The sequence below is a fragment of the Neobacillus paridis genome (assembly GCF_016765675.1).
In the GTDB taxonomy this organism is placed as follows: domain Bacteria; phylum Bacillota; class Bacilli; order Bacillales; family Cytobacillaceae; genus Neobacillus; species Neobacillus paridis.
Window position 1 is genome coordinate 168698 of record NZ_JAESWB010000371.1, and the last position, 21590, is coordinate 190287.

A 21590-nucleotide genomic window follows, 5' to 3' on the forward strand; every position below is an offset into this window, starting at 1 on the left:
CGCAATTCGCTGATAAGTCACTCAAATCCGCTGATAAGTTTTTTCTAAACCATTACGCTGCTGGGTTAACAAACTCACAACAACAAACCCCAGCATCGATATGAGAATCGGCAACACAACCGTATGAACCCCAAGTGCATTTGGATAGAAGCGATCGAACAAAATATACGAACTCATTCCTAATACCATCGAAGCAATCGCTCCGTATTTATTGCCCTTCATCCAGTACAGACCGAAAATAACCGGCCAGATAAACACCGACTCCAAGCCGCCAAAGGAGAACAAATTCAGCCAAATAATGAGATTAGGCGGACTTAATGCTAAAATGATGACAATAAGGCCGATAATCGCGGTTACGCTGAAGCTGATTTTTTTCACATGACTGTCGCCGGCTGTTGGTTTGATGTAGTTTAAATACACGTCTTTGACCAATGCGGAGCTGACGAGAATTAACAGGGCATCGACGGTTGACATAATCGCTGCCATTGGAGCCGCCAGAACGATGCCGGCAGCAAACGGCGGCAGCACTTTCATTGATAACAATGGCATCACCGTATCACCAATTTTGACACCAGGAAGTACTGGTCTGGCAAAAACGCCGATCAGGTGCATGCCGAGCATGATAAAGCCGACGACAATCGTGCCGATGATAATCGCGCTATGCATTGCTTTGGAATTTTTATAGGACATGGCCCGGACGGTAATTTGTGGCAAGCCAACCACCCCAATCCCTACTAAAATCCAATAGGAGGATACATAGGCCGGCGTTAGCGTCCGTTCCGCACCAAACGGAGAGATCAAATTGGGATTTTCTGCCGCGAGATCATGGATAATTTTTGGAATCCCCCCGCCAGCCTTAATCGTCGCAACCAGCAAAATTAACGTCCCCATAAACATAACCACTCCTTGGACGGCATCAGTTAAAGCTACTGCGCGAAAGCCGCCGACAATGACAAAGATCAGCACGGAAAAGGCAAAGATCAATAAGGCTGTCGTGTAGGGCAAGCCTGTTAAGCTCTCGACAAGTCGGGCGCCGCCAATCCACTGGGCCGTCATCGAGGAAAACAAGAAAATCACAATGCTTGCCGCCGAGAGTAACACAACCGTTTTGCTCTGGTACCTTTCTTTTAAAAAATCAATTAACGTAATCGCCTTGTACTGCCTTGCCACAATCGCAAACTTTTTCCCAAGAACCATCAGTGTGAAATAACCAGTTGCCAACTGAGCCATCGCCAGCAGCACCCAGCCGAGCCCTTGCGTATAGGCAACCCCGGGACCGCCGATGAAGCTTGAGGCGCTGCCGTATGTGGCAACCATCGTCATTGCCAGGATGAAACCGCCCATTTGCCGCTCGCCTAAAAAATATTCCTCCAGGAAGGAATGCGTTTTAAAAACAAATTTATGTGACCAAAAGCCAACTGCAAAAATAACCAGTAAGAAAATAACCAACGGAGTGATGACAGGCCAATTCATTTGTGTTCGTGCCCCTCCTCTTCATCCTCAAAGGGGACATCTGTAAATAAAAATTTTACGGTGAGACTGACGATCACGATCATCACAATAAAGCCGGCAATGCAGCTATAAAAGAACCAAGCCGGCAGCCCCCATATGTATGTATAATTTTCAACCTTGTCCGAACCAAGTCCATAAGCAAACCCGTACCACCAAATAAAGTTGATGATCACGAGAACGACACCGATCAACGCCTCGCGATGGGCTACCTTAAAGCGCTTGTCCTTCGAATTAAATGGCTTTTTCAAAAAGGACTCCTCCTTAAATAGGCAAAATCTAGCTAGGTCTATTGTTCCCGAAAGCCAAAGAAACAACAAAAACCTTATTCCCATGGACTATCGTACCACTTGAAAATAAGGTTTTCACTATTTTTTATTGATCGACTGTCCACCCCAGGCGGACAAATGTCCACGGATGGTGTCAGGCACCAACTTTGGAGCAGCATCCCCCTGTTTAATTGCATGTCCCGTGCGGGCTGGGGCAGCCGTTTGTTTCTTTTTCGATTTGGACGGTGCTGTGTTCGATGTCGAAGTGGTCATGTAAGATTTTTTGCGATTGGGCGAGGATTTCGTCATGAACGCCTTCATCCGCAATCGTGATATGGCAGCTTAAAACCGGGTATCCGGAGGTAATCGTCCAAATGTGCAAGTCGTGAACTTCCCTGACGAGTGGAATTTGCCCCAATGCCGCTTTAACCTCGTTAGCATCGATTTCCGTTGGTGATCCTTCCATTAATATATGAAACGAATCTTTGGTTACCCGCCAGCCGCTGACCAAGATTAACCCAGCCACAATGACACTGGCAATCGGGTCGGCGATCCCCCAGCCGAAAAACATAATCAACAGTGCAGCAATGATCGCCCCGACCGAGCCAAGCATATCGCCAATCACATGTAAAAAGGCACTTCTGACATTCAAGTTTTCATCTTTATCGCCCTTCATGAGAATCCAGGCCGCAACAATGTTGACCAATAAGCCAATGACAGAAATAATCAGCATGCCGGTACTCTGTACTTCCGGCGGTGCAAAGAAACGCTGGATTGCTTCATAAAAGATAATCAACGAAATCACGATCAGCGCTAACCCATTAAGCGCTGCGGCAATAATTTCAAACCGTTTATAGCCGTATGTCTTTTCCTGCGAAACCGATTTTTCCCCCAGCTTTATGGCAAAAAAACTTAGTCCTAACGCGGCCGCATCACTCAGCATATGACCGGCATCTGAGAGCAATGCCAAACTGTTGGTAATGACACCGCCGATGACTTCCACAATCATAAACGCAGCGATTAAAAGAAAGGCACTGAGCAATGCATTTTTATTAGCTGTATGTGAGTGGCCGTGCGAATGCCCATGATGGTGACCCATGTTTATCCCTCCAAGAGCCAGAACGAAGGTGGCCCTTTATTTTATTAAGTAAAACTAAATCAATTGGCGTAAAGTCCTCTCCAATTGGCGTAAAAGCAGGAGCAATTGGCGAAAGACACCCTCCAATTGGCGCAAAAGCAGGGGCAATTGGCGTAAAGCTCTCCCCAATTGGCGGGGTTACTCTTTTACCTGTAAAAGCCGCAGCCCGTTTAATGTGACAATTAACGTCATGCCCATGTCGGCAAAAATGGCGATCCACAGCGTCAGCCAGCCGGGGACAACGAGCAGGAGTGCCAACAGTTTTACGACAAGTGACAGCGTAATATTTTGTTTAATAATCCTAAGCGTTTTGCGGCTTAATTGGATCGTGAACGGCAATTTGCTCAAATTATCGTTCATTAAGGCAACATCTGCCGTTTCAAGTGCTGTATCCGTTCCGGCCCCGCCCATCGCGATACCGACCGTTGCCGCTGCAAGTGCCGGGGCGTCATTGACACCGTCTCCCACCATGCCGACACGACCAAACCGGTCGAGTAATTTTTTGATAAAATTCAATTTATCCGCTGGCAGGAGCTCTGCTTCAATGCTAGTAATACCTGTGCTGCGGCCAATTGCCTCGGCCGTTTTCTGATTATCCCCTGTAAGTAAAATCGTCTGTTGTATTCCGAGCTGATGGAGACGTTCAATCACCGTGCGGCTGCTCTCCCGCACTTCATCCGCAACGGCCAACAATGCGAGAATTTCTGTATCCGTCCCGGTGATCATCACCGTTTTTCCTTCATTTTGGAGCGCGGTAATCTGATCGATAATGTCAGCAGGAATGGATGTAAATAGTTTCCTGTTGCCAATTTGATACTCTACATCGGCAATTGTCCCTTTTATGCCTTTTCCTGTCAGTGTGGTAAAGTTCGCAACCTCATAATCCTTGGCAGCAGATCCAGCTTTTTGCACAATGGCAGCGGCAAGGGGATGCTGGGACAGGCTTTCCAGCGCGGCAATTTTTCCAAGCAGATTGTCGTCATTTGAAAGATTCATATAGTCCGTGACAACCGGAGTGCCATTTGTCAACGTGCCGGTTTTATCAAAAGCGATCGCCTTTAATGCACCAAGCTCCTCCAAATAGCTGCCTCCCTTGATTAATACCCCATGGCGGGCGGCATTGCCGATGGCGGTGACAATCGAAACCGGCGTCGAAATGACCAGTGCACACGGACAGCCTACTACAAGAACCGCCAAACCTTGATAAATCCACTCCTGCCAAGAGGCTCCGAAAAATAGCGGCGGGACGATGGCCACAAGTGCAGCAACTCCGATAATTACCGGTGTATAATATTTAGCGAAGCGGTCGACAAACTGCTGCGACGGAGCTTTTTCGGCTTGGGCATCCTCGACTAATTGAATAATTTTTGCAATCGTCGTATCACCGGCCAATTTGGTCACTTTGATTTTTAAAAAGCCCTCTCCGTTCAAAGTCCCGGCAAACACTTCATCATCTGGCCTTTTTTCTATAGGAACTGATTCACCGGTAATCGCCGCTTGATTCACGGATGAGGCTCCTTCGACAATCATCCCATCCATTGCAATCATCTGCCCTGGTTTGACCAGCATCAGATCGTCGATTTCAATATCCTCCGCTTTCACCAGCATCTCCCGGCCGTTACGGACGATCAGGGCCTCCGTCGGTGCCATTTCCATCAATGACCGAATCGAGTCTCTTGCTTTATCCATGGAATAACCTTCAAGCACTTCGCTGATGGCAAACAAAATGACGACAACGGCGGCTTCACTCCACTCTCCGATGATCGCCGCACCGATGATCGCAATTGTCATCAAGGTTCGCATATCAAATTCCAGTCGGAGCAGATTTTTCACACCGGTTCTAAAAAGCGAAAAACCTCCGGCGATGATGGCCGCGGCAAAAAGAAGATTGTTAGAAAAAAGGTACCCGGCCAACATTAACAACAGTGATACCCCTAGAAAAGCGTACCGTTTCCAAAATGATTCCTTCGGGATGGCTGCTGGACGTTCTTTTTCCGGATAAATCGTTAATTTTTCAAAAGCTCCGGCTTCCTGCAATTTTTCAAGACTGGTGTTTCCATAGACCGTCAGCTTGGAAGCACCAAAATTCACTTGTGCAGCAACAACACCATCCAGGTGCTGAACGTTCTTTTCGAACTTGGCGGCACAGTTTGCTCAAGAAAAACCCTGCACACGGTAGACATGTTTTTCAAGTGCGTTACCCATGGACGCCCCCTCCTTTGATTTACTTCCGCTCTGCCACCTCTTGCTGGTGTTCAAAGGCGATATGAATCAGTTGTTTAACATGGTCATCATCAAGGGAATAATAAACGAGCTTGCCCTCTTTACGGTATTTGGCCAACCCTAAACTGCGTAAATGTCTTAAATGGTGGGAAGCCGTAGCTGTCGTTGCCCCGACAATATGGGCGACGTCGCAAACGCAAAGCTCGTCTTCCAGTGTCAGCGTATAAGCAATTTTTAGCCGTGTTTCATCAGATAATGCTTTGAAAAGCTTCGTCACTTCAAAAAGATGCTGAGTTTTTGAAAGCTCCCGCTTAACGTGATCTGTTTTTTCACTATGGACACAAGTAATCTCACAAACATCGCGTTCTTTCATTGCGTCACCTTCTTCATTCAAATGTTCATTTGACTATATTATATTCAAATGTTTGTTTGAATGTCAATTATTTTGGAGGATTATGTTAAAAATGGGCTGGATTATGAAGCAAACGTGGGAATATGTATTATTTAGTCATTGGAATTTGGAACCGGAGCAAGTGCGGGATCTTATTCCGGCTGAGTTAGAGTTAGATTTGTTCGACGGAAAGGCCTGGCTGACAATGCTGCCATTTAAGGTGAGCCATCAGCGGTTTCGCCTTCTGCCAGAAATCCCCTTTTTAAATCGCTATTTGGAGTTAAACGTGAGGACATATGTCAAGCATCGGGGGAAAACAGGGGTGTACTTTTTCTCGCTTGATGCCAATCATTTGCCCAGCGTTTTAGGGGCACGAATAGCCTCACTGCCGTACCGGCTCGCGAGGATATCCATGGTTGAGCAAGATCAGCAGTTTGCTTTTTATTGCCAGCAAGTGTTTGACAACGGGGAGTTTTCGGTGCTTTATGAACCGGTTGGCGGCCCGGCTACGACGTCTAAATTAGGGAGCCTGGATCATTGGCTGTTAGAACGCTACTATTTATTTACAAAACTAGGACCGTTATTATTACAGGGCCGAATCAGCCATGAAAGTTGGCGTGTTTGCGGGGCAAATATCAAAATCCTGGCAAATTCAATTTCTCCGGTCGCCTCGGCAGGTGAGCCGCAGCTTGTTCATTTCTCACCCAGAAAAGAGGCGTTTATTTTTCCGTTGAAAATAGTGAAGGGGTAAGAATGGAGATGAACAAATTCTCCGCTTCCCCCCTCCTTTTTCACATTTATGGAATATCAGGCACCTCTTTGACAAGCTGCCTTGTTATATGTTTTTTTATTGTAAAAAATACATCAGCCATAAAATAAAGTACCATCGCATAGGCACCCCATCCCCAAAAAGGTGCAACAGCCCTATACATATCAACAAGTTGCGGGTGAATCCATTTTAGGCAAACCCAGGATAACACAAGCCAGCAGGCGGAAAACGGCAGACAGATATGTCCCTGGAATTGCAGCGGTGTATGCGAATAATCCCAGTACCGCTGCCCAAAAAACTTTTGCAGCACGACTCCTGACCAATATTCCACCATGGTGGGGATGATAAAACAGAGCAACAGGACAACACCCCAATGGGTTTCCGACGAAATGAAAAAAATTAGCAAAACAGGTGCAATGCCATACATCGGTTTAAAAGGACCAAAGAGAAAATTGGCTTTAAAAAACTTATGATTGACGATCAAATTATAGCTGTTTTCCAATAGCCACCCCAAGTAGGAGTAAACGGCAAAATAAAAAAGCACCGCTGCAGCCCCATCAATAGCAAGATTTTCCGAAAGACTAAACATTGAGCCCACCCTTTCATCCGTTATTTTCCAATTATTAGAGTGAACCCAATAGAAGGAAAATATGCAAAAATGCCTGACCCATGTAAAATTTAAGAAAATCATCATTTTTCGTCATGAGGGAATAGGTGCCTGACACTAATTAGCGAATCTTTAGTGCTTATTAGCGATTCTATCTCTTTTATTAGCGAATTATTAGAGTTTATTAGCGAATCTCAACCGTTTATTAGCGATTCTAAAAAAATAAACAGATTGCCGCTAATTGTTCATTGTAATTCGCTGCTTCGCATTTTAAGATGTTGATATAGAAATAGTCAACACGGTGTTCATTGCCGTAACGGCTTTGAGGAGGGATTAGATGAATCCAACCATAGTAGTAGAAAATGTGACAAAAAGCTTCGGAAAAAAGCCCGTATTAAATGAGATCAATGTAACGATTGAATCAGGGCAGTTATATGGACTAATTGGGCCCTCGGGGGCTGGAAAAACTACATTAGTCAAAATGATTGTCGGGATGGAGAAGTCAGATGCGGGCTCCATTCATGTCTTGGATAAAAAAATGCCGAACCTCGCCATTCTCCAGGAAATCGGGTATATGGCGCAGTCGGATGCCCTTTATGCAGAACTGACCGGTGAAGAAAATCTGAAGTTTTTTGCCTCACTTTTTAAATTAAGTAAGAGCGCACAAAAGCAACGGATCGCCTACGCAGCCGATTTAGTGAATTTGACCCCAGACTTGAAGAAAAGGGTTTCCGCCTATTCCGGGGGAATGAAGCGGCGGCTTTCACTGGCGATTGCACTGGTGCAGGATCCAAAGCTGTTAATCCTGGATGAACCAACTGTCGGGATTGACCCGGAATTAAAGCTATCGATTTGGAATGAGCTATTAAGGCTGAAAAATGAAGAGGGCAAAACGATTATCGTTACGACTCATGTCATGGACGAAGCGGAACGCTGCGATGTCGTGGCGATGGTGCGGAACGGCCGGATTTTAGCGAGCGGCACACCAACAGAGCTTAAGGACAGTTATCATGTGGGCAGCTTGGATGAAGTTTTCTTAAAGGCAGGGGTGAACCAAGCATGAGAATTTCAGCGTTAATTAAAAGAATAAGCCGGCAATTGCTGCGTGATAAACGAACATTAGCGTTAATGTTTGTGGCCCCGCTGCTTATTTTGACCTTGATGTACTTTTTATTTAATGGCAATACAGTTGACCCGAAATTAGGCGTTGTCGGAGTTGAACACAGCCTTGTACAGGGGTTGGAAAAGGTTGATATAAAGGTTAAAGAATATGAAAAAGCTACGAAAAACACCGTTGTAGATGATCATCTGGATGGTTTGCTACAGGTGGATGCCACCACCGGAAAAATGACCTTAACCTTGCAAAATGACGACCCAAGTAAGGCCAAAGCGTTGCAAATGAAAATAAGCCAAGTCGCTGCTGCCCAGGTGCAGGCAAAACTGATTCAACAAAATCCTGCCGGAGCCGCGAACTTGATAGCCGCTAAAATGAAAACAAAATATGTTTACGGCGATAAAGATACCGTCTTTTTTGATGTATTGAGTCCGATTTTAGTTGGCTTTTTTGTATTTTTTTTCGTGTTTATCATTTCCGGTATCGGACTTTTGCGCGAGCGGACAACGGGGACCTTGGAACGGCTGATGTCAACGCCAATCCGCCGCTGGGAAATTGTTACTGCTTATTTGACCGGCTATGGGATCTTTGCCGTCATTCAAACCATCATCGTCGTGACATTTTCGATCACAATTCTTGATATTGTATTGGTCGGTTCCATCTTTCATGTGATTTTGATTAATTTACTGCTAGCCTTAGTCGCTCTCTCCTTAGGCATTTTATTATCGACTTTTGCGGCCTCGGAATTTCAAATGATGCAATTTATTCCGATTGCTGTGGTTCCGCAAGTATTTTTTGCCGGGATCTTTCCACTTGATGGGATGGCTAACTGGCTTCAGGCCATCGCCAAAATAATGCCAATGTATTATGCCGGCGACGCCTTAAAAGCAGTCATGTATAAAGGCATGGGACTGGGTGAAATCAGCGGCGACCTCATCGCCCTAATGATCTTCGCAGCCATCTTTATCGTACTAAACATCCTTGCCTTAAAAAAATACCGAACACTCTAAACCGCTCACAAAGGAGGGAACATCCCCTCCTTTTTTGATGTTTACCCCTGTTGGTCACTTTCGTGTTCATCGCGATGCTGATCGACATGGTAGATGAAGGCGAAGACTTCAGCGACGGCCTGGTAGAGTTCCTCAGGGATGGTTTCGTTGATTTCAAGCTGGCTGAGGAGCTCAACCAGGGATGTATCCTGTTGGATCGGAATGTTGTGCTCCTGGGCTTTTTCGATGATTTTTTTGGCTACGAGTCCGTTTCCTTTGGCGGCCACTGATGGTGCTGCCTGTTCGTTTGCCTTATACGACAGAGCTACCGCCTTCATTGGTTTAGGTTGATTAGGCCCGCTCATATTTTAATATCCACCCCTTGATAAAGTTCCTTAGGCAGCGAAACTGATTGCCTCTCCTGAAATTCTGTCATTTGTTCCTTAAAAAAAGGTTTCACGTTAATGAAAGAAAGCTGATATCCAAGTTCCTCCAGCTTTTCCTTTAACACAGGCTTCCATATCGTAACAATCGGCTCGATTCCCTCCGTATCGTTGACGACGGTAATATGAACCACCTTGTTTTGTACCACCATATCAAGCATCGTCTGCCGCAGATGCTGCAAATCTAAATAGAATAAAATCCGGCAAAAATCGGGGTCAATTTGTCCGTTATCTTTTTTCCTTCCGTTCCATTGAATCGTCACGTCTGATTGCATATGTCCAAATGAAATTGGCAGTTGCATTACTAGTTGCTGCATTGGCGCCGCCGGATCCTGTGCGATGATTTGCATCCCTGTAAGCCGCTGCAAAAGCGGTTCCAACTTCTCTCCGGCTGCCCCAAGTTCCGCCATCGCACTCATGAGCAGCGGTTTTAACGTATCCAGCGGTTGCATGCTGTCTTTTCCTGCCAGCGACCATACGCCTACTTCCTTTTCATATGTAAGTCCCAGTTTGTGAATGATTTCCTGCAGCAGTTGCTTGACTGCTTCACCGCTATCAAACCTTACAATCCCTGAGTCAGCAGATCCATCCCTGAGGATATCCGCTATCAATTGTTTCAAGGGCGCAATCGTTTTCAAGGAAGCAAACTGCGGTTCCGCTAAAAATTGCTGCAGCTGCTTTAGTTCCTGAAAAAATGACGTCGATTCTTGAACAGCCACTAAGGCTTGAAAGGTTTCCTTCGTAAACGGCAAATTTCGGTTGAAGATGAATTCTAATGCGTTTAGCCCTTTAGTAGGATCTGTTTTAGAGCCAATCCACTCCGCTGCCTGCTTGAACGTGTCCGGTGTGATCGGCAAATTCCTTTCTAAAAAAAACTGCAGCAGCTGTCGGTTAGATTTTGTATCAGGCAGATGAAACTGTCTTAAGATCGATTCCGCCGCACGTTTATTCTGCTCAGGTTTGACGATCACCCTTAATTGAAGATCGTCGCCGCCGCTTGACTGGACTTGAAACCAATAACTGTTCCCAGCCGCCAGCGGTGCCTGGAGCTGGGCCTGCACCTGGAAATTCCCCAGCCTAACTAATGCTGTTTCATTGTGATACAATTCCTCTACCCGGCCAAATAATACCTGCCCCGTCCTTAAAGGAGGTACCTCCGCTTTTGGAATACTATCTTTTTGAAACAATAATGGCAACATTTGGATAGGACTCATTTGTCTGTTCCTCCATTGGTTGGTCTTTTTTGCAAGCAGGACGAATAATATTTCTTTCCCCTTAAACAATGCCTGTCAAACGAAACGCCTTAAAGGAGGATCCCTCAAGGCGTGTTTGCACATTCATATCCTTTATTACCCTGTCTTTTTGCCAAACTTATGCCCATCTTGGACGAAGAGGAGCCCGAGTTCATGGTGATCGCCTTCAAATAGCGCGCGTTGAACAAAGCGAATTTCGCCATTCGTATCGAGGACATCCAGCTTGCAATGAGCACGATTTTTTTGCAATGCCTCGTAAAAGGCCTTTTCATCGCTGATGGCGATTCCATTTGCTTTCACGATAACCTCTCCCACCTTAAGCTCCATTTTGCTGGCAGGCGAATCCGGAATAATTCCAATAATCATCAGACCATTATTTTTTTTCGAAAAATAAAACGGCTGGTTCACATCTCGAATATGAGCAATATAAGCCAATGCTTCGCGACCGATAAGAGCCAGCGTAGCAGCCACAATTGAAACAATTGGGTACCAATAACCGGCAATGGCGATCAGCGTGATAGCAATGCCCAAGCCAACTACCTGACGACCATGCTGCCCGATCGCTTCCGACGGCAACATCCCTTTAATTTGCTGTTGAAAGCCTACTGCAAACGGAACAAGAAACAGCGCGTACTCGTTAGCTCCCAGATGAAAAACCGGCCACCAGCTAAATGGAAGATCAAGAGCGCTTCCTGGGACGAGCATAAATAGCGGCACCAGCCAGAGACGTTTTACCTCATGCACGCCAACCACCTGCCCGCGTTTACTTTTTACCAGTTTTGGAGATGTGCCTTTCGTAGCATTTTTCACAATCAGAATGCCTTCCGCAATGAGCAACAGTCCGAGAATGATGACAATGGATGGGTAGACCAACTCATCTAAGGCTGCAAATGCCTTGGGAAAAAGAGAGAACGACCAGTTGTTATGAGCAATCAAGATGATAGCAAAAAAAGTGGCACTGACGGTATAAGCCGGTGACATCCAGCGAATATTGGTTGTCAGTGACCATAAAACAGTAAACCCGGCAATCAAAACGATGGCTGCAAATGGAACGGTTAGCCCTGTGCCAACAACCATAAGCGAAAGGATCAGCCCGAGAAATATTCCCAACGGAAACAATTGCCGCAGTTCGAAATAAGCATCCTGTGCCCTAATATGGAAATTTTTCCGCTCCCGTTTTACTCGTATGACGCCCAAAATACCCGATAAGAACACAAGATAGTATAAAACAGGATGAAGAAATAACTTGCCTGCTCCCTTTAGAAACTCCACAAGCCATATTTGCACCATACCTGCCACCGCCTCAATAAAAAATTTCAACTATATTTTAGTAGACTCTTACTCTTTATTTTACCAAATTAGGATGGCAAAACATATTGCTAGTTTATAGAAAAAAGGGGGAAAATCGTAGAATTTTATTGGGTGGTCCATTTTCCATAGAACTCCTACCTGAAACTATGTCATGTTAAGGGATTGGGGCCATGAGAGCGGGATACATCCCGCAGACCTTGAAAAATGACTCCTTGGAAAATTCCGTTTTATTTCCGAGGAAATTCGCCATGATTTTCCCATAATCGACACTTGTTTTGCATACACCAAGTATTCTCTAACAAAAAAACGAACCTCCCAGCTAAGAGGTTCAAGCAAAACTATTATTTTACAATTAATCGCAATGCGGTTTGCAGCTGCAGGTCATTTTTTGGCTTTTTCATTTCCTCGATGGCGGCTTCTTCCAACTTGGTGGCAGTTACCTCATCAATTTCCCCGGTTACCGCCAGGTCATTGTACTGTTGGAAGCCTTTAACCGCAGTGGCTGTTTCAGAGCTGAAGTAACCATCAGTTCGTCCCGGAGCAAAGCCCAAACCGGCTAAAATTTCTTGAGCATTCTTTACCTGTTCATTGTTCATATCGACTACCAGCGGCTCCTTAATTTGCAGCGGATGGGTGGTAAATATCGCAGGCTGGGCCACTTCGACGTCAGGCTTAATTCCCTTTTTGTGAATCCAATTACCATCTGGTGTCAACCACTTGAATAACGTTAACTTCACATTACTGCCATCATTCATTTCCAAAGCCTGCTGCACGGTTCCTTTGCCAAAGGTTGTTTCTCCGACAACCTTGCAGCCAGCTGCTTCCTGTAAGGCACCAGCTAGAATTTCCGAAGCAGAGGCGCTGCCTTTATTCGCCAAAACGACGATCGGATAGTCTTTTTTCTCGGAAATACTTGAAAAGAAACGTCTCTTTTCGCCATTACGCTCTTGAATTTGCACATATGGCTTATCATTCGGGACCAATTCTTTTAAAATCTCCTCGACGCTCATCAGCAGCCCCCCGGGATTACCGCGAACATCAATGATCAGTCCGTTAATATGATCATTTTCCAAGACCTTTAATTCCCTTTTAAAGTCCTCTGCGGTATTTTCTGAAAAAGAGGTAATTTCCAAATAACCAATTTTTTTGCCGTCTTGTTTTTTTACGTCGCTATGAACGGTTTCAAGCGGAATTTCATCGCGCTTGACTTTAATTTCCAGCGGCTCCTTCAAGCCTGATCGGGCAATCTCCAAGGTAACGAACGTCCCTTTTTTTCCCCGGATTTTCATCGTCGCTTGATTCAGATCCAGGCCATCAACACTGTTTCCATTCACCTTTAATATTTGATCATTAGGTTTGATGCCGGCTTTTTCCGCCGGTGAATTTTTGAATGGCGAGATAATCACCATTTTCCCATCAACCATGCCGACTTCGGCACCGATCCCTTCGAACGAGGATTCCAGTGTCTGGGTGAATTGCCGGCTTGTCTCCTTATCCATATAAACGGAGTAGGGGTCCTTTAACACTGAAAGCATTCCTTGGATTGCGCCTTCAACCAGCTTTCCTTCATCCACCCTTTCGACATAACGATTTAAGATGAGCTCATACGCCTGTTCGACCTTTTCGAGGTCATCACTCACGGCTCCGCTAGTTGTAACCGAAATACTTTTCGGAATGATGGCTTCTTCCATTGCGGATCTCGCTTGTTTTTTTTCAAAAAAGTGTAGACCGGCATATGTTCCCCCGGCACCGGTTAAAAGCGAAAGTGTCATCAATAAGGCAACCGCTTTACGATTCATCGAAACCCTCCTTATAAAAATGCCTGACGTTTCTGCTTGGCAAACTGCCTGACTAATAATAGTTATGTAAAAAATGGACGAGTTATGAATTTTTCGGTGCCTGACACCATAAGAAGAAAGATGAAAAAAGAGCGAAGCATAATCGCTTCACCCTTTTACAATGGTACGATTCCCATTGGATTGATATTGCCAGCGCTCTTTGTAGAGTTCAACTGGAGAGGCTAATCAGTAAAGTGGTCAGTGCTTCCCATAGTGGCAGGCCTGAAAAAAAAGAAATCAGGAGGGACAAACAGACAGTCCCATCCTGACCTGAGATTACACTTTTAAGAACTTTCTTACGGACATCACACTGCCCCATACTCCAATCAAAGCTCCCATTAACAACAGGATACCGGAAACTTGATACATAAATGGATCAAATGGCAGCAGCTTAATAAATGTGCCAGCAAGTTTCGGATTGATATAATCATAGGCCCGGTAATAGGCGATAGAAATCAGAACAATCGGTAAAATGGCCCCCAAAATACCAAGCCATAGTCCCTCGAGGAAAAATGGCCAACGGATAAACGAATTCGTCGCCCCGACTAATTTCATAATTTTAATTTCCCGGCGTCGGGCAATAATCGTTATTTTAATCGTATTCGAGATGAGGAAAACGGCTGTTAGGAACAGGCCAATAATAAGGACAACGCCAACATTTCGGCTTGCCTTAATAAACTTAAACAGTTTTTCAACTTTATCCTGGCCATATTTTACTTTAGCAACAAATTTAAGTTTTTCAATTTTTTTCGCAGTCTTCATCGTATCGGTTGGATGGACCGTTTTAACGATGAACACATCATTTAATGGATTGTCTTGTTTATACAGCTTAAAGGCCTTTCCTTCGTCACCCATCCTTTTAACTAAATCATTTAGTTCCTTTTCCTTAGGTGAGAAGGTGACCGTTTTGACTTCAGGAATAGCTTGGATCTCTGACTTCAATAAATCCTGGTCTTGCTTGCTTGCAGCCACATCAATATGAACGCGGATCTGGACATCCTCCTCTACCGTTTGCGCAACTCGGTTGAGGTTCATCATAATCACAAAAAAGACACCCACTAATATTAATGTCACGGTTACGGCACTGACAGAGGCAAAGGTCATCCAGCCGTTTCTGCTTAGACTCTTAAGGCTCTCACGGGCATGACGGCCAATCGTTCTAATTTTCATAACCGTATTCACCTCTTTGCTCATCACGGACAATTTTTCCGCTCTCTATGGCAATAACACGCCGCTTCAGCGTATTCACGATATCCCTATTATGAGTTGCCATTACAAGGGTTGTCCCGCGATTATTAATCTCTTCAAATATCTTCATAATTTCCCATGTCGTTTCGGGATCAAGGTTACCAGTCGGCTCGTCGGCAATCACCACTTTAGGTGAGTTCACGATCGAACGAGCAATCGATATACGCTGCTGTTCCCCGCCGGAAAGCTCATTAGGAAGCATTCTTGCCTTATGCTTTAAGCCAACAAGGTCAAGTACCTCCATCACTCTCTTTTTAATATATTTCGGCTGTGCCTCAATAACTTCTAAAGCAAAAGCAACATTTTCATAGACTGTCAGTGTCGGGAGAAGCTTATAGTCCTGGAAGACCACACCGATATTACGACGGTAATGCGGTACTTTTTTGGGTCTTAATTTTGCCAAATTGACGCCATTCATCAGGATCGTACCGGAAGTCGGCACTTCTTCACGGTAAATCAACTTAATAAAAGTCGATTTACCAGCACCGCTAGGACCGACGATATAAACAAACTCTCCTTGATTAATGCGAACATTTATCCCGTTAAGAGCGGTTACGCCATTCGGGTACTTCTTATACACATCTTGCATTTCTATCATCAGTAATCACCCGTAGTTTCATAGTTAAGATAAAGCATCATCGACATCATTCTTATCATTTCGACAAAATGGACCGCAATCACAAACATGGAGTGCAAAGTTTTGCATTGTTTTTATTATAACATCAAAAAGTATCAAAAAAAGCTTTAAAAATATTACAGTTTCATTTCAAAGAAGTAAATTATTGGCAGGAATAAGGCTTTACGGCGATATTTTTTCGGATGATCATGCTCATTATGTCGAATGATCCTAAAAAATTTTTCGACAAAAAACGCTCTGTCCACTTTAGACAGAGCGCTCCATGAAACGATTATTTTTTTGCTGCCAGCCATTCAGCCACTTGATCGGCTTCGTCACCAGCTGCAAGGCCAGCCGGCATAGAACCGATACTACCATTTTTTCCTTTATTAATGATATCGAGGATTTCAGCTTTTTTGTATTTGGCCCCAACTTTTGTTAAATCCGGACCAACACCGCCTTTTAGGTCGCCGCCATGACAGCTGGAGCATTTTTGATTATAAATCTTTTCCCCTGCTGAAGCGGTATCTTTGCCTCCATCAGAACCGCTGCCACTATCGGAACCGCCGCCGCAGGCTGCAAGGCCTAACACTAAAGATGAGCCTAGTAAAAATGTGACGATTTTTTTCTTCATTATTGCCACTCCCCCTACATGTGTAAATAATGCCATCATTGCTTTATTATACCAATATCAGGCGCGTTTGAAACCCTCTCCAAGTACCTCTGAGGCATCCATAACAACGACAAATGCAGACGGGTCAAGGCTTTTCACTAATTGTTTCAATTTTGTGAACTCCGTTTGATCGACAACACACATCAAAACCGGCCGTTCATGATCGGTGAATCCACCATAAGCTGATAGTTTTGTGACACCGCGGTCAATTTTTTTCAAAATTCCCGATCGGACTTCTTCATGATTATTGGTGATGATCATCGCCATCTTCGAACTGCCGAATCCGACCTGAATCAGGTCAATCGTTTTGCTGGTAACATACAGGCCAATTAAGGCATATAACGCTTTTTCAATATCAAACACAATCGCCGCGGTTAGGACAATCAATCCGTCGATCAGGGCGACACATTTTCCCAATGTAATGCCAGAATATTTATTAATAATCTGGGCCGCTAAATCGGTTCCCCCCGTTGAGGCCTGGCCACGAAACACGATACCCAGCCCCAAGCCGACACCGATGCCGCCAAACAACGCTCCAAGCAGTGCATCATGGGTCCACGGCTCCCAGCTTTTTGTTAGAAACACAATGAACGGGAGAAAAATGGTCCCGACAAGCGTTTTTACCCCATATTGTTTCCCGCCTAATAAAATCATCCCGGCGATAAATAACGGAATATTAAACGCCCATTGGACATAAGCAGGTTCGAGTCCCCAGACAGATTTTAAAATCGTACTGATCCCGCTAACCCCTCCTGAAGCAACTCTATTGGGCAGGAGGAATACATTAAACGAAATTGCAATGATGGCCGAGCCGATGAGCACCAGCAAATAGTCGCTGACCATGCGGATTTTCGGATTTCTGTCGGCCAAATTACCTAGTCTAGTCATGATATTTCTCCTTTAAAAGCAAACTTTTCGCAGTGAGTATAGCATGGGTAAAAAATAGTGTAAATGGCATTAAGTTGCCGTGGTAAAGCAGTAAAATTACTTTATTCGACCAGCTTTGAAATAATAAAGCCTTTGCCAAACAATACCGGCAAAGGCTTTTTGAATGTCATTATGAAATTCTCGAACGAAGATAAGCATTGATAAATGGATCGAGGTCACCATCCATGACCGCTTGGACATTACCAGTTTCAACACCGGTACGATGGTCTTTCACCATCGAATATGGGTGGAAGACATAGGAGCGGATTTGGCTGCCCCAGCCAATTTCCTTTTGCTCGCCGCGGATTTCCGCCAAAGCCTTTTCTTTCTCTTCCAGTTCCCTTTGATAGAGTTTTGATTTTAACATATTCATCGCCCGCTCGCGGTTTTGGATCTGGGAACGTTCCGTTTGGCAGGAGACAACAATCCCAGTCGGCAGGTGGGTAATCCTGACAGCCGATTCCGTCTTATTAATATGCTGACCACCGGCACCGCTCGAACGGTACGTATCTATCCGAAGATCCTCCGGACGAATTTCCACTTCAATATCATCATTAAATTCCGGCATCACGTCACAGGAAACGAAGGAGGTATGGCGGCGGCCCGAGGAATCAAACGGCGAAATCCTGACAAGGCGATGAACGCCCTTTTCCGCTTTCAAATAGCCATAAGCATTATGGCCTTTGATGCCTAACGTCACACTCTTAATCCCGGCTTCATCACCCGGCAAATAATCGAGCGTTTCCACCTTAAAGCCCTTGCTTTCGGCCCAGCGAGTATACATTCTTAAAAGCATCGAACCCCAGTCTTGAGACTCTGTTCCCCCAGCTCCCGGGTGAAGCTCCAGAATCGCATTATTTTTATCATACTCATCGCTTAAAAGCAGCTGCAATTCATATTGGTCGAGCCGGTTCGTAAGTTTCTCCAGCTCGGTTTCAAGTTCGGCCTGCAGCTCAGCATCATTTTCTTCCTTCACCAGCTCGTAGGTGAGTTCCAGATTCTCATATAACTCATTCATTTCCTTAAATTCATTGACTTGATCCTTTAAGGCATTTGCCTCATTTATAACTTTCTGGGCCTGCTCCTGGTCATTCCAGAAGTCTGGATGCAGCATCATATCGTCCAGTTCAGCAATCCTGGCCTCCTTATTTTCAAGGTCAAAGAGACCCCCTAAAGTCCGCTAACGTGGCAGCCATTTTTTCAAGGGTATTGCGAATTTCTGCTAATTCCATCTTTTCCACCTCTATAAAATAAATATCATTCCAAATATCCTTACAGATTGCTTGCATGCAATTTTCCATTTTCCATTATAACGCAAGACTTAGGAAAAATTCAAAACACAGATATTCCGGTAAACATTAGTTTTAACTGGGAGCACTGATTATTTGCTTGAAGCGGAGGAATAGCCGGAGGTATAATAATAGGATAGCAAAATTCGCCGCAATGGATCATTGTTGTCACTGCTGCTGTTTAAGTGGTAATATATAAAAGGAAAATTATCGGAAGTCATTAAGAAAAGCGGAAGCGCCTTGACCATCGCCGTACAAACTAGAGGGGCTACGACTGAGATAAAGGAAACACGATAAACGAAGTGAATCGATGTTGACTTATCGTAGGGAGGAGGCCTGAAGTTTGCTAGGCGATAGGCGCTGGAGCTGGACAATTCTCAAAGCGGAAATGATATAAATTTTGATAAGTAAAAAAGGAGCGTTCTTCAAATATGGGGATTTTAAATAAAGTCTTTGATCTGAACAAGCGCGAGTTAAAGCGGTTGGACAAGCTTGCCGTAAAAATTGACGCACTTGCTGGGGAAATGGAAAGACTCAGCGACGAACAGCTTCGTGAAAAGACAGCGGAATTTAAGGCACGCTACCAAAAAGGAGAAACACTTGACGACCTGCTTGTCGAAGCATTCGCCGTGGTTCGTGAGGGTGCCCGCCGCGTGCTCGGTCTATATCCGTTTCACGTGCAATTAATGGGGGGGATTGCCCTCCATGAAGGGAATATCGCCGAGATGAAAACCGGTGAAGGGAAAACCTTAACCGCGACAATGCCGGTTTATTTGAACGCTCTTTCTGGTAAAGGCGTTCATGTCGTGACCGTCAACGAATACTTGGCAAGCCGGGACGCTACCGAGATGGGGCAGTTGTATGAATTCCTAGGTTTAACAGTTGGCTTAAACCTAAACAGCATGGACAGCCAAGAGAAGCAGGCAGCCTATAATTGCGATATCACCTACGGGACCAACAACGAATTTGGCTTCGACTATTTGCGTGATAATATGGTTCTTTATAAAGAGCAAAAAGTGCAGCGCCCGCTTTATTTTGCGGTCATTGACGAGGTTGACTCGATTTTAATTGACGAAGCGCGGACACCGCTGATTATCTCCGGTTCAGCGCAGAAGTCGACCTCTCTTTATATTCAGGCGAATGCCTTTGTGCGGACGCTGTCTAAAGATGTCGACTATACGTATGATGAAAAAACAAAAGCAGTCATGCTGACCGAGGAAGGCATCAGCAAAGCCGAGAAAGCCTTTGGGATTGACAATCTATTTGACATTTCGCACGTTACCTTAAACCATCATATTAACCAGGCTTTAAAGGCAAATGTCTCGATGCACCTGGATGTCGACTATGTTGTCCAAGACGGTGAAATTGTGATTGTTGACCAATTTACCGGCCGTCTAATGAAGGGGCGCCGCTATTCTGAAGGCTTGCACCAAGCGATTGAAGCCAAGGAAGGCGTCGAAATTCAAAACGAAAGCATGACCATGGCGACGATTACATTCCAAAACTACTTCCGAATGTATCAAAAATTAGCCGGTATGACCGGTACCGCGAAAACGGAAGAAGAAGAGTTCCGAAACATTTACAATATGAATGTTATTGTAATCCCAACAAATAGACCAATTATTCGTGAAGACCGCCCTGACTTAATTTACGTCTCGATGGAAGGCAAGTTCCATGCTGTAGTCGAGGACATCGCTGAACGTCACAAAAAAGGACAGCCGATACTTGTCGGTACCGTGGCCATTGAAACATCTGAACTCGTGTCAAAAATGCTAACGAAAAAAGGCATTCGCCATAATGTCCTAAACGCGAAAAACCATGCCCGAGAAGCGGAAATTATCGCCGAAGCTGGCCAAAAAGGTGCGGTAACGATTGCCACTAACATGGCCGGTCGTGGTACCGACATCAAGCTCGGTGAGGGTGTGGTCGAGCTTGGAGGACTTGCCGTTATCGGTACAGAGCGTCACGAAAGCCGCCGGATTGACAACCAGCTGCGCGGACGTTCCGGACGTCAAGGCGATCCTGGGGTGACACAATTTTATCTATCGATGGAAGACGAGTTGATGCGTCGTTTCGGTTCTGATGCGATGAAAAACAGAATGCAAAAACTCGGAATGGATGACACTCAGCCGATTCAAAGCAAAATTGTCTCACGTGCTGTTGAATCAGCGCAAAAACGGGTTGAAGGCAACAACTTTGATGCTCGTAAACAATTACTGCAATATGATGATGTTCTTCGCCAACAGCGGGAAATTATTTACAAGCAGCGGGACGAAGTTTTAGAATCTGAAAGCCTAAGCGACATTGTCCAAAATATGATTTTACGATCGCTTGAACGCCATATTAACGCACTGGCACCTGCTCATGTGGATGAAGAGGAATGGAACCTGCAAGCTATTGTTGATTATGTCCATGCCAACCTGCTTCCGGAAGGCGATATCACCTTATCCGATCTGAAAGGAAAGGATCCGGAAGAAATGGTCGAAGCGATTTTTGCCAAAGTGAAGCAACGTTATGAGGAAAAAGAACAGCTTCTCGAACCTGAACAAATGCGTGAGTTTGAAAAAGTTGTTACACTGCGGGCTGTCGATTCCAAATGGATCGATCATATCGATGCAATGGATCAGCTTCGTCAAGGAATTCATTTGCGTGCATACGGACAAACTGACCCGCTTCGCGAATATCAGCACGAAGGCTTTGCGATGTTCGAGGCGATGATTGAATCGATTGAGGATGAAACCGCGATGTATATTATGAAGGCGGAAATCCGTAATAACCTTGAGCGCCAAGAGGTTGCTCATGGACATGCGGTAAATCCGAAGGAAGACGGCGAAACCGTCAAGCGGAAGCCGAAAGTAAACAAACAGCGGATCGGACGTAACGATCCATGCCCCTGCGGCAGCGGTAAAAAATACAAAAACTGCCATGGAGCAGCAGTATAAAGCAGTATAAAAGATAAGCTAAGAGCACCGGCTATTGATGA

General features: G+C 45.0%; 19 protein-coding genes. 4 read left to right on the plus strand and 15 right to left on the minus strand.

The window, feature by feature from the left end:
* Window positions 1–21 precede the first annotated feature (21 nt).
* The 5 genes from panF to JK635_RS22905 all read right to left on the minus strand — a co-directional run bounded on the left by panF (window position 22) and on the right by JK635_RS22905 (window position 5512).
* On the minus strand, window positions 22–1473 hold the full coding sequence (panF, locus tag JK635_RS22885) for a sodium/pantothenate symporter (protein WP_202656238.1): 1452 nt from the start codon (window positions 1471–1473) through the stop codon (window positions 22–24).
* Window positions 1470–1760, minus strand: coding sequence for a YhdT family protein (locus JK635_RS22890; RefSeq protein ID WP_235888330.1), 291 nt, complete (start codon window positions 1758–1760; stop codon window positions 1470–1472). The genes panF and JK635_RS22890 overlap by 4 nt, the downstream gene beginning before the upstream one ends.
* 205 nt (window positions 1761–1965) lie before the next feature.
* Window positions 1966–2877, minus strand: a complete 912-nt coding sequence (locus tag JK635_RS22895) for a cation diffusion facilitator family transporter (protein ID WP_202656242.1) — start codon at window positions 2875–2877, stop codon at window positions 1966–1968.
* A 177-nt stretch (window positions 2878–3054) separates the two neighbouring features.
* Window positions 3055–5121, minus strand: a complete 2067-nt coding sequence (locus tag JK635_RS22900; protein ID WP_202656243.1) for a heavy metal translocating P-type ATPase — start codon at window positions 5119–5121, stop codon at window positions 3055–3057.
* A gap of 19 nt (window positions 5122–5140) precedes the next feature.
* Window positions 5141–5512: an ArsR/SmtB family transcription factor gene (locus tag JK635_RS22905; RefSeq protein WP_202656244.1), complete on the minus strand. Its 372-nt coding sequence runs from the start codon at window positions 5510–5512 to the stop codon at window positions 5141–5143.
* A 91-nt stretch (window positions 5513–5603) separates the two neighbouring features.
* Here JK635_RS22905 and JK635_RS22910 point away from each other — a divergent pair, with 91 nt between their 5' ends.
* Window positions 5604–6281 carry a YqjF family protein gene (locus JK635_RS22910; RefSeq protein ID WP_202656245.1) on the plus strand — a complete coding sequence of 226 codons (678 nt, stop codon included), beginning with the start codon at window positions 5604–5606 and terminating at the stop codon, window positions 6279–6281.
* Between the two features lie 46 nt (window positions 6282–6327).
* Here the strand turns inward: JK635_RS22910 and JK635_RS22915 are convergent, their stop codons facing one another.
* Entirely contained in the window at window positions 6328–6888 is a 561-nt protein-coding gene (locus JK635_RS22915) for a putative ABC transporter permease (protein WP_202656246.1), read from the minus strand.
* Window positions 6889–7243: 355 nt separating this feature from the next.
* Between JK635_RS22915 and JK635_RS22920 the strand changes: the two genes are divergently transcribed.
* Both JK635_RS22920 and JK635_RS22925 read left to right on the plus strand, forming a co-directional pair.
* Complete coding sequence (locus tag JK635_RS22920) at window positions 7244–7969, plus strand: ABC transporter ATP-binding protein (protein ID WP_202656248.1); 726 nt, start codon at window positions 7244–7246, stop codon at window positions 7967–7969.
* On the plus strand, window positions 7966–9030 hold the full coding sequence (locus tag JK635_RS22925) for an ABC transporter permease (RefSeq protein ID WP_202656249.1): 1065 nt from the start codon (window positions 7966–7968) through the stop codon (window positions 9028–9030). Before JK635_RS22920 ends, JK635_RS22925 begins: the two co-directional genes overlap by 4 nt.
* A 41-nt stretch (window positions 9031–9071) precedes the next feature.
* Here JK635_RS22925 and JK635_RS22930 read toward each other — a convergent pair whose 3' ends face one another.
* The 9 genes from JK635_RS22930 to prfB all read right to left on the minus strand — a co-directional run bounded on the left by JK635_RS22930 (window position 9072) and on the right by prfB (window position 18550).
* Window positions 9072–9374, minus strand: coding sequence for an EscU/YscU/HrcU family type III secretion system export apparatus switch protein (locus JK635_RS22930; protein WP_202656251.1), 303 nt, complete (start codon window positions 9372–9374; stop codon window positions 9072–9074).
* Complete coding sequence (locus JK635_RS22935; protein WP_202656253.1) at window positions 9371–10666, minus strand: TP0910 N-terminal domain-containing protein; 1296 nt, start codon at window positions 10664–10666, stop codon at window positions 9371–9373. Before JK635_RS22935 ends, JK635_RS22930 begins: the two co-directional genes overlap by 4 nt.
* Window positions 10667–10801: 135 nt before the next feature.
* Window positions 10802–11995, minus strand: a complete 1194-nt coding sequence (locus JK635_RS22940) for a PDZ domain-containing protein (RefSeq protein ID WP_202656255.1) — start codon at window positions 11993–11995, stop codon at window positions 10802–10804.
* A gap of 362 nt (window positions 11996–12357) precedes the next feature.
* Window positions 12358–13815 carry a S41 family peptidase gene (locus tag JK635_RS22945; RefSeq protein WP_202656257.1) on the minus strand — a complete coding sequence of 486 codons (1458 nt, stop codon included), beginning with the start codon at window positions 13813–13815 and terminating at the stop codon, window positions 12358–12360.
* 315 nt (window positions 13816–14130) lie between these two features.
* Window positions 14131–15024, minus strand: coding sequence for a permease-like cell division protein FtsX (gene ftsX, locus JK635_RS22950; RefSeq protein WP_202656259.1), 894 nt, complete (start codon window positions 15022–15024; stop codon window positions 14131–14133).
* Window positions 15014–15700: a cell division ATP-binding protein FtsE gene (ftsE, locus tag JK635_RS22955; RefSeq protein WP_202656261.1), complete on the minus strand. Its 687-nt coding sequence runs from the start codon at window positions 15698–15700 to the stop codon at window positions 15014–15016. The genes ftsX and ftsE overlap by 11 nt, the downstream gene beginning before the upstream one ends.
* A 310-nt stretch (window positions 15701–16010) precedes the next feature.
* Window positions 16011–16352, minus strand: a complete 342-nt coding sequence (gene cccB, locus JK635_RS22960) for a cytochrome c551 (RefSeq protein ID WP_202656263.1) — start codon at window positions 16350–16352, stop codon at window positions 16011–16013.
* A gap of 57 nt (window positions 16353–16409) precedes the next feature.
* Window positions 16410–17279, minus strand: a complete 870-nt coding sequence (locus tag JK635_RS22965) for a YitT family protein (RefSeq protein WP_202656265.1) — start codon at window positions 17277–17279, stop codon at window positions 16410–16412.
* Window positions 17280–17448: 169 nt separating this feature from the next.
* Window positions 17449–18550, minus strand: a protein-coding gene (gene prfB / locus JK635_RS22970) for a peptide chain release factor 2 (RefSeq protein WP_202656266.1) whose coding sequence is annotated in 2 segments (ribosomal slippage) — window positions 17449–18477 and window positions 18479–18550 — 1101 coding nt in all. Because the reading frame shifts where the segments join, the coding sequence is not laid out codon by codon here.
* 488 nt (window positions 18551–19038) lie between these two features.
* Between prfB and secA the strand changes: the two genes are divergently transcribed.
* The gene (gene secA / locus JK635_RS22975; protein ID WP_202656273.1) at window positions 19039–21549 is read left to right on the plus strand and encodes a preprotein translocase subunit SecA; all 2511 of its coding nucleotides are present in this window, start codon (window positions 19039–19041) and stop codon (window positions 21547–21549) included.
* The last annotated feature ends 41 nt before the right edge of the window (window positions 21550–21590 follow it).

Bases quoted from the DNA above. Each gene is read 5' to 3' on its own strand.
- secA (WP_202656273.1), top strand. From the start codon at position 19,039: ATGGGGATTTTAAATAAAGTCTTTGATCTGAACAAGCGCGAGTTAAAG.
- JK635_RS22965 (WP_202656265.1), bottom strand. From the start codon at position 17,279: ATGACTAGACTAGGTAATTTGGCCGACAGAAATCCGAAAATCCGCATG.
- JK635_RS22910 (WP_202656245.1), top strand. From the start codon at position 5,604: ATGGGCTGGATTATGAAGCAAACGTGGGAATATGTATTATTTAGTCAT.
- JK635_RS22915 (WP_202656246.1), bottom strand. From the start codon at position 6,888: ATGTTTAGTCTTTCGGAAAATCTTGCTATTGATGGGGCTGCAGCGGTG.
- JK635_RS22905 (WP_202656244.1), bottom strand. From the start codon at position 5,512: ATGAAAGAACGCGATGTTTGTGAGATTACTTGTGTCCATAGTGAAAAA.
- cccB (WP_202656263.1), bottom strand. From the start codon at position 16,352: ATGAAGAAAAAAATCGTCACATTTTTACTAGGCTCATCTTTAGTGTTA.
- JK635_RS22945 (WP_202656257.1), bottom strand. From the start codon at position 13,815: ATGAATCGTAAAGCGGTTGCCTTATTGATGACACTTTCGCTTTTAACC.
- JK635_RS22935 (WP_202656253.1), bottom strand. From the start codon at position 10,666: ATGAGTCCTATCCAAATGTTGCCATTATTGTTTCAAAAAGATAGTATT.
- ftsX (WP_202656259.1), bottom strand. From the start codon at position 15,024: ATGAAAATTAGAACGATTGGCCGTCATGCCCGTGAGAGCCTTAAGAGT.
- panF (WP_202656238.1), bottom strand. From the start codon at position 1,473: ATGAATTGGCCTGTCATCACTCCGTTGGTTATTTTCTTACTGGTTATT.
- JK635_RS22895 (WP_202656242.1), bottom strand. From the start codon at position 2,877: ATGGGTCACCATCATGGGCATTCGCACGGCCACTCACATACAGCTAAT.
- JK635_RS22925 (WP_202656249.1), top strand. From the start codon at position 7,966: ATGAGAATTTCAGCGTTAATTAAAAGAATAAGCCGGCAATTGCTGCGT.
- JK635_RS22920 (WP_202656248.1), top strand. From the start codon at position 7,244: ATGAATCCAACCATAGTAGTAGAAAATGTGACAAAAAGCTTCGGAAAA.
- JK635_RS22940 (WP_202656255.1), bottom strand. From the start codon at position 11,995: ATGGTGCAAATATGGCTTGTGGAGTTTCTAAAGGGAGCAGGCAAGTTA.
- JK635_RS22930 (WP_202656251.1), bottom strand. From the start codon at position 9,374: ATGAGCGGGCCTAATCAACCTAAACCAATGAAGGCGGTAGCTCTGTCG.
- ftsE (WP_202656261.1), bottom strand. From the start codon at position 15,700: ATGATAGAAATGCAAGATGTGTATAAGAAGTACCCGAATGGCGTAACC.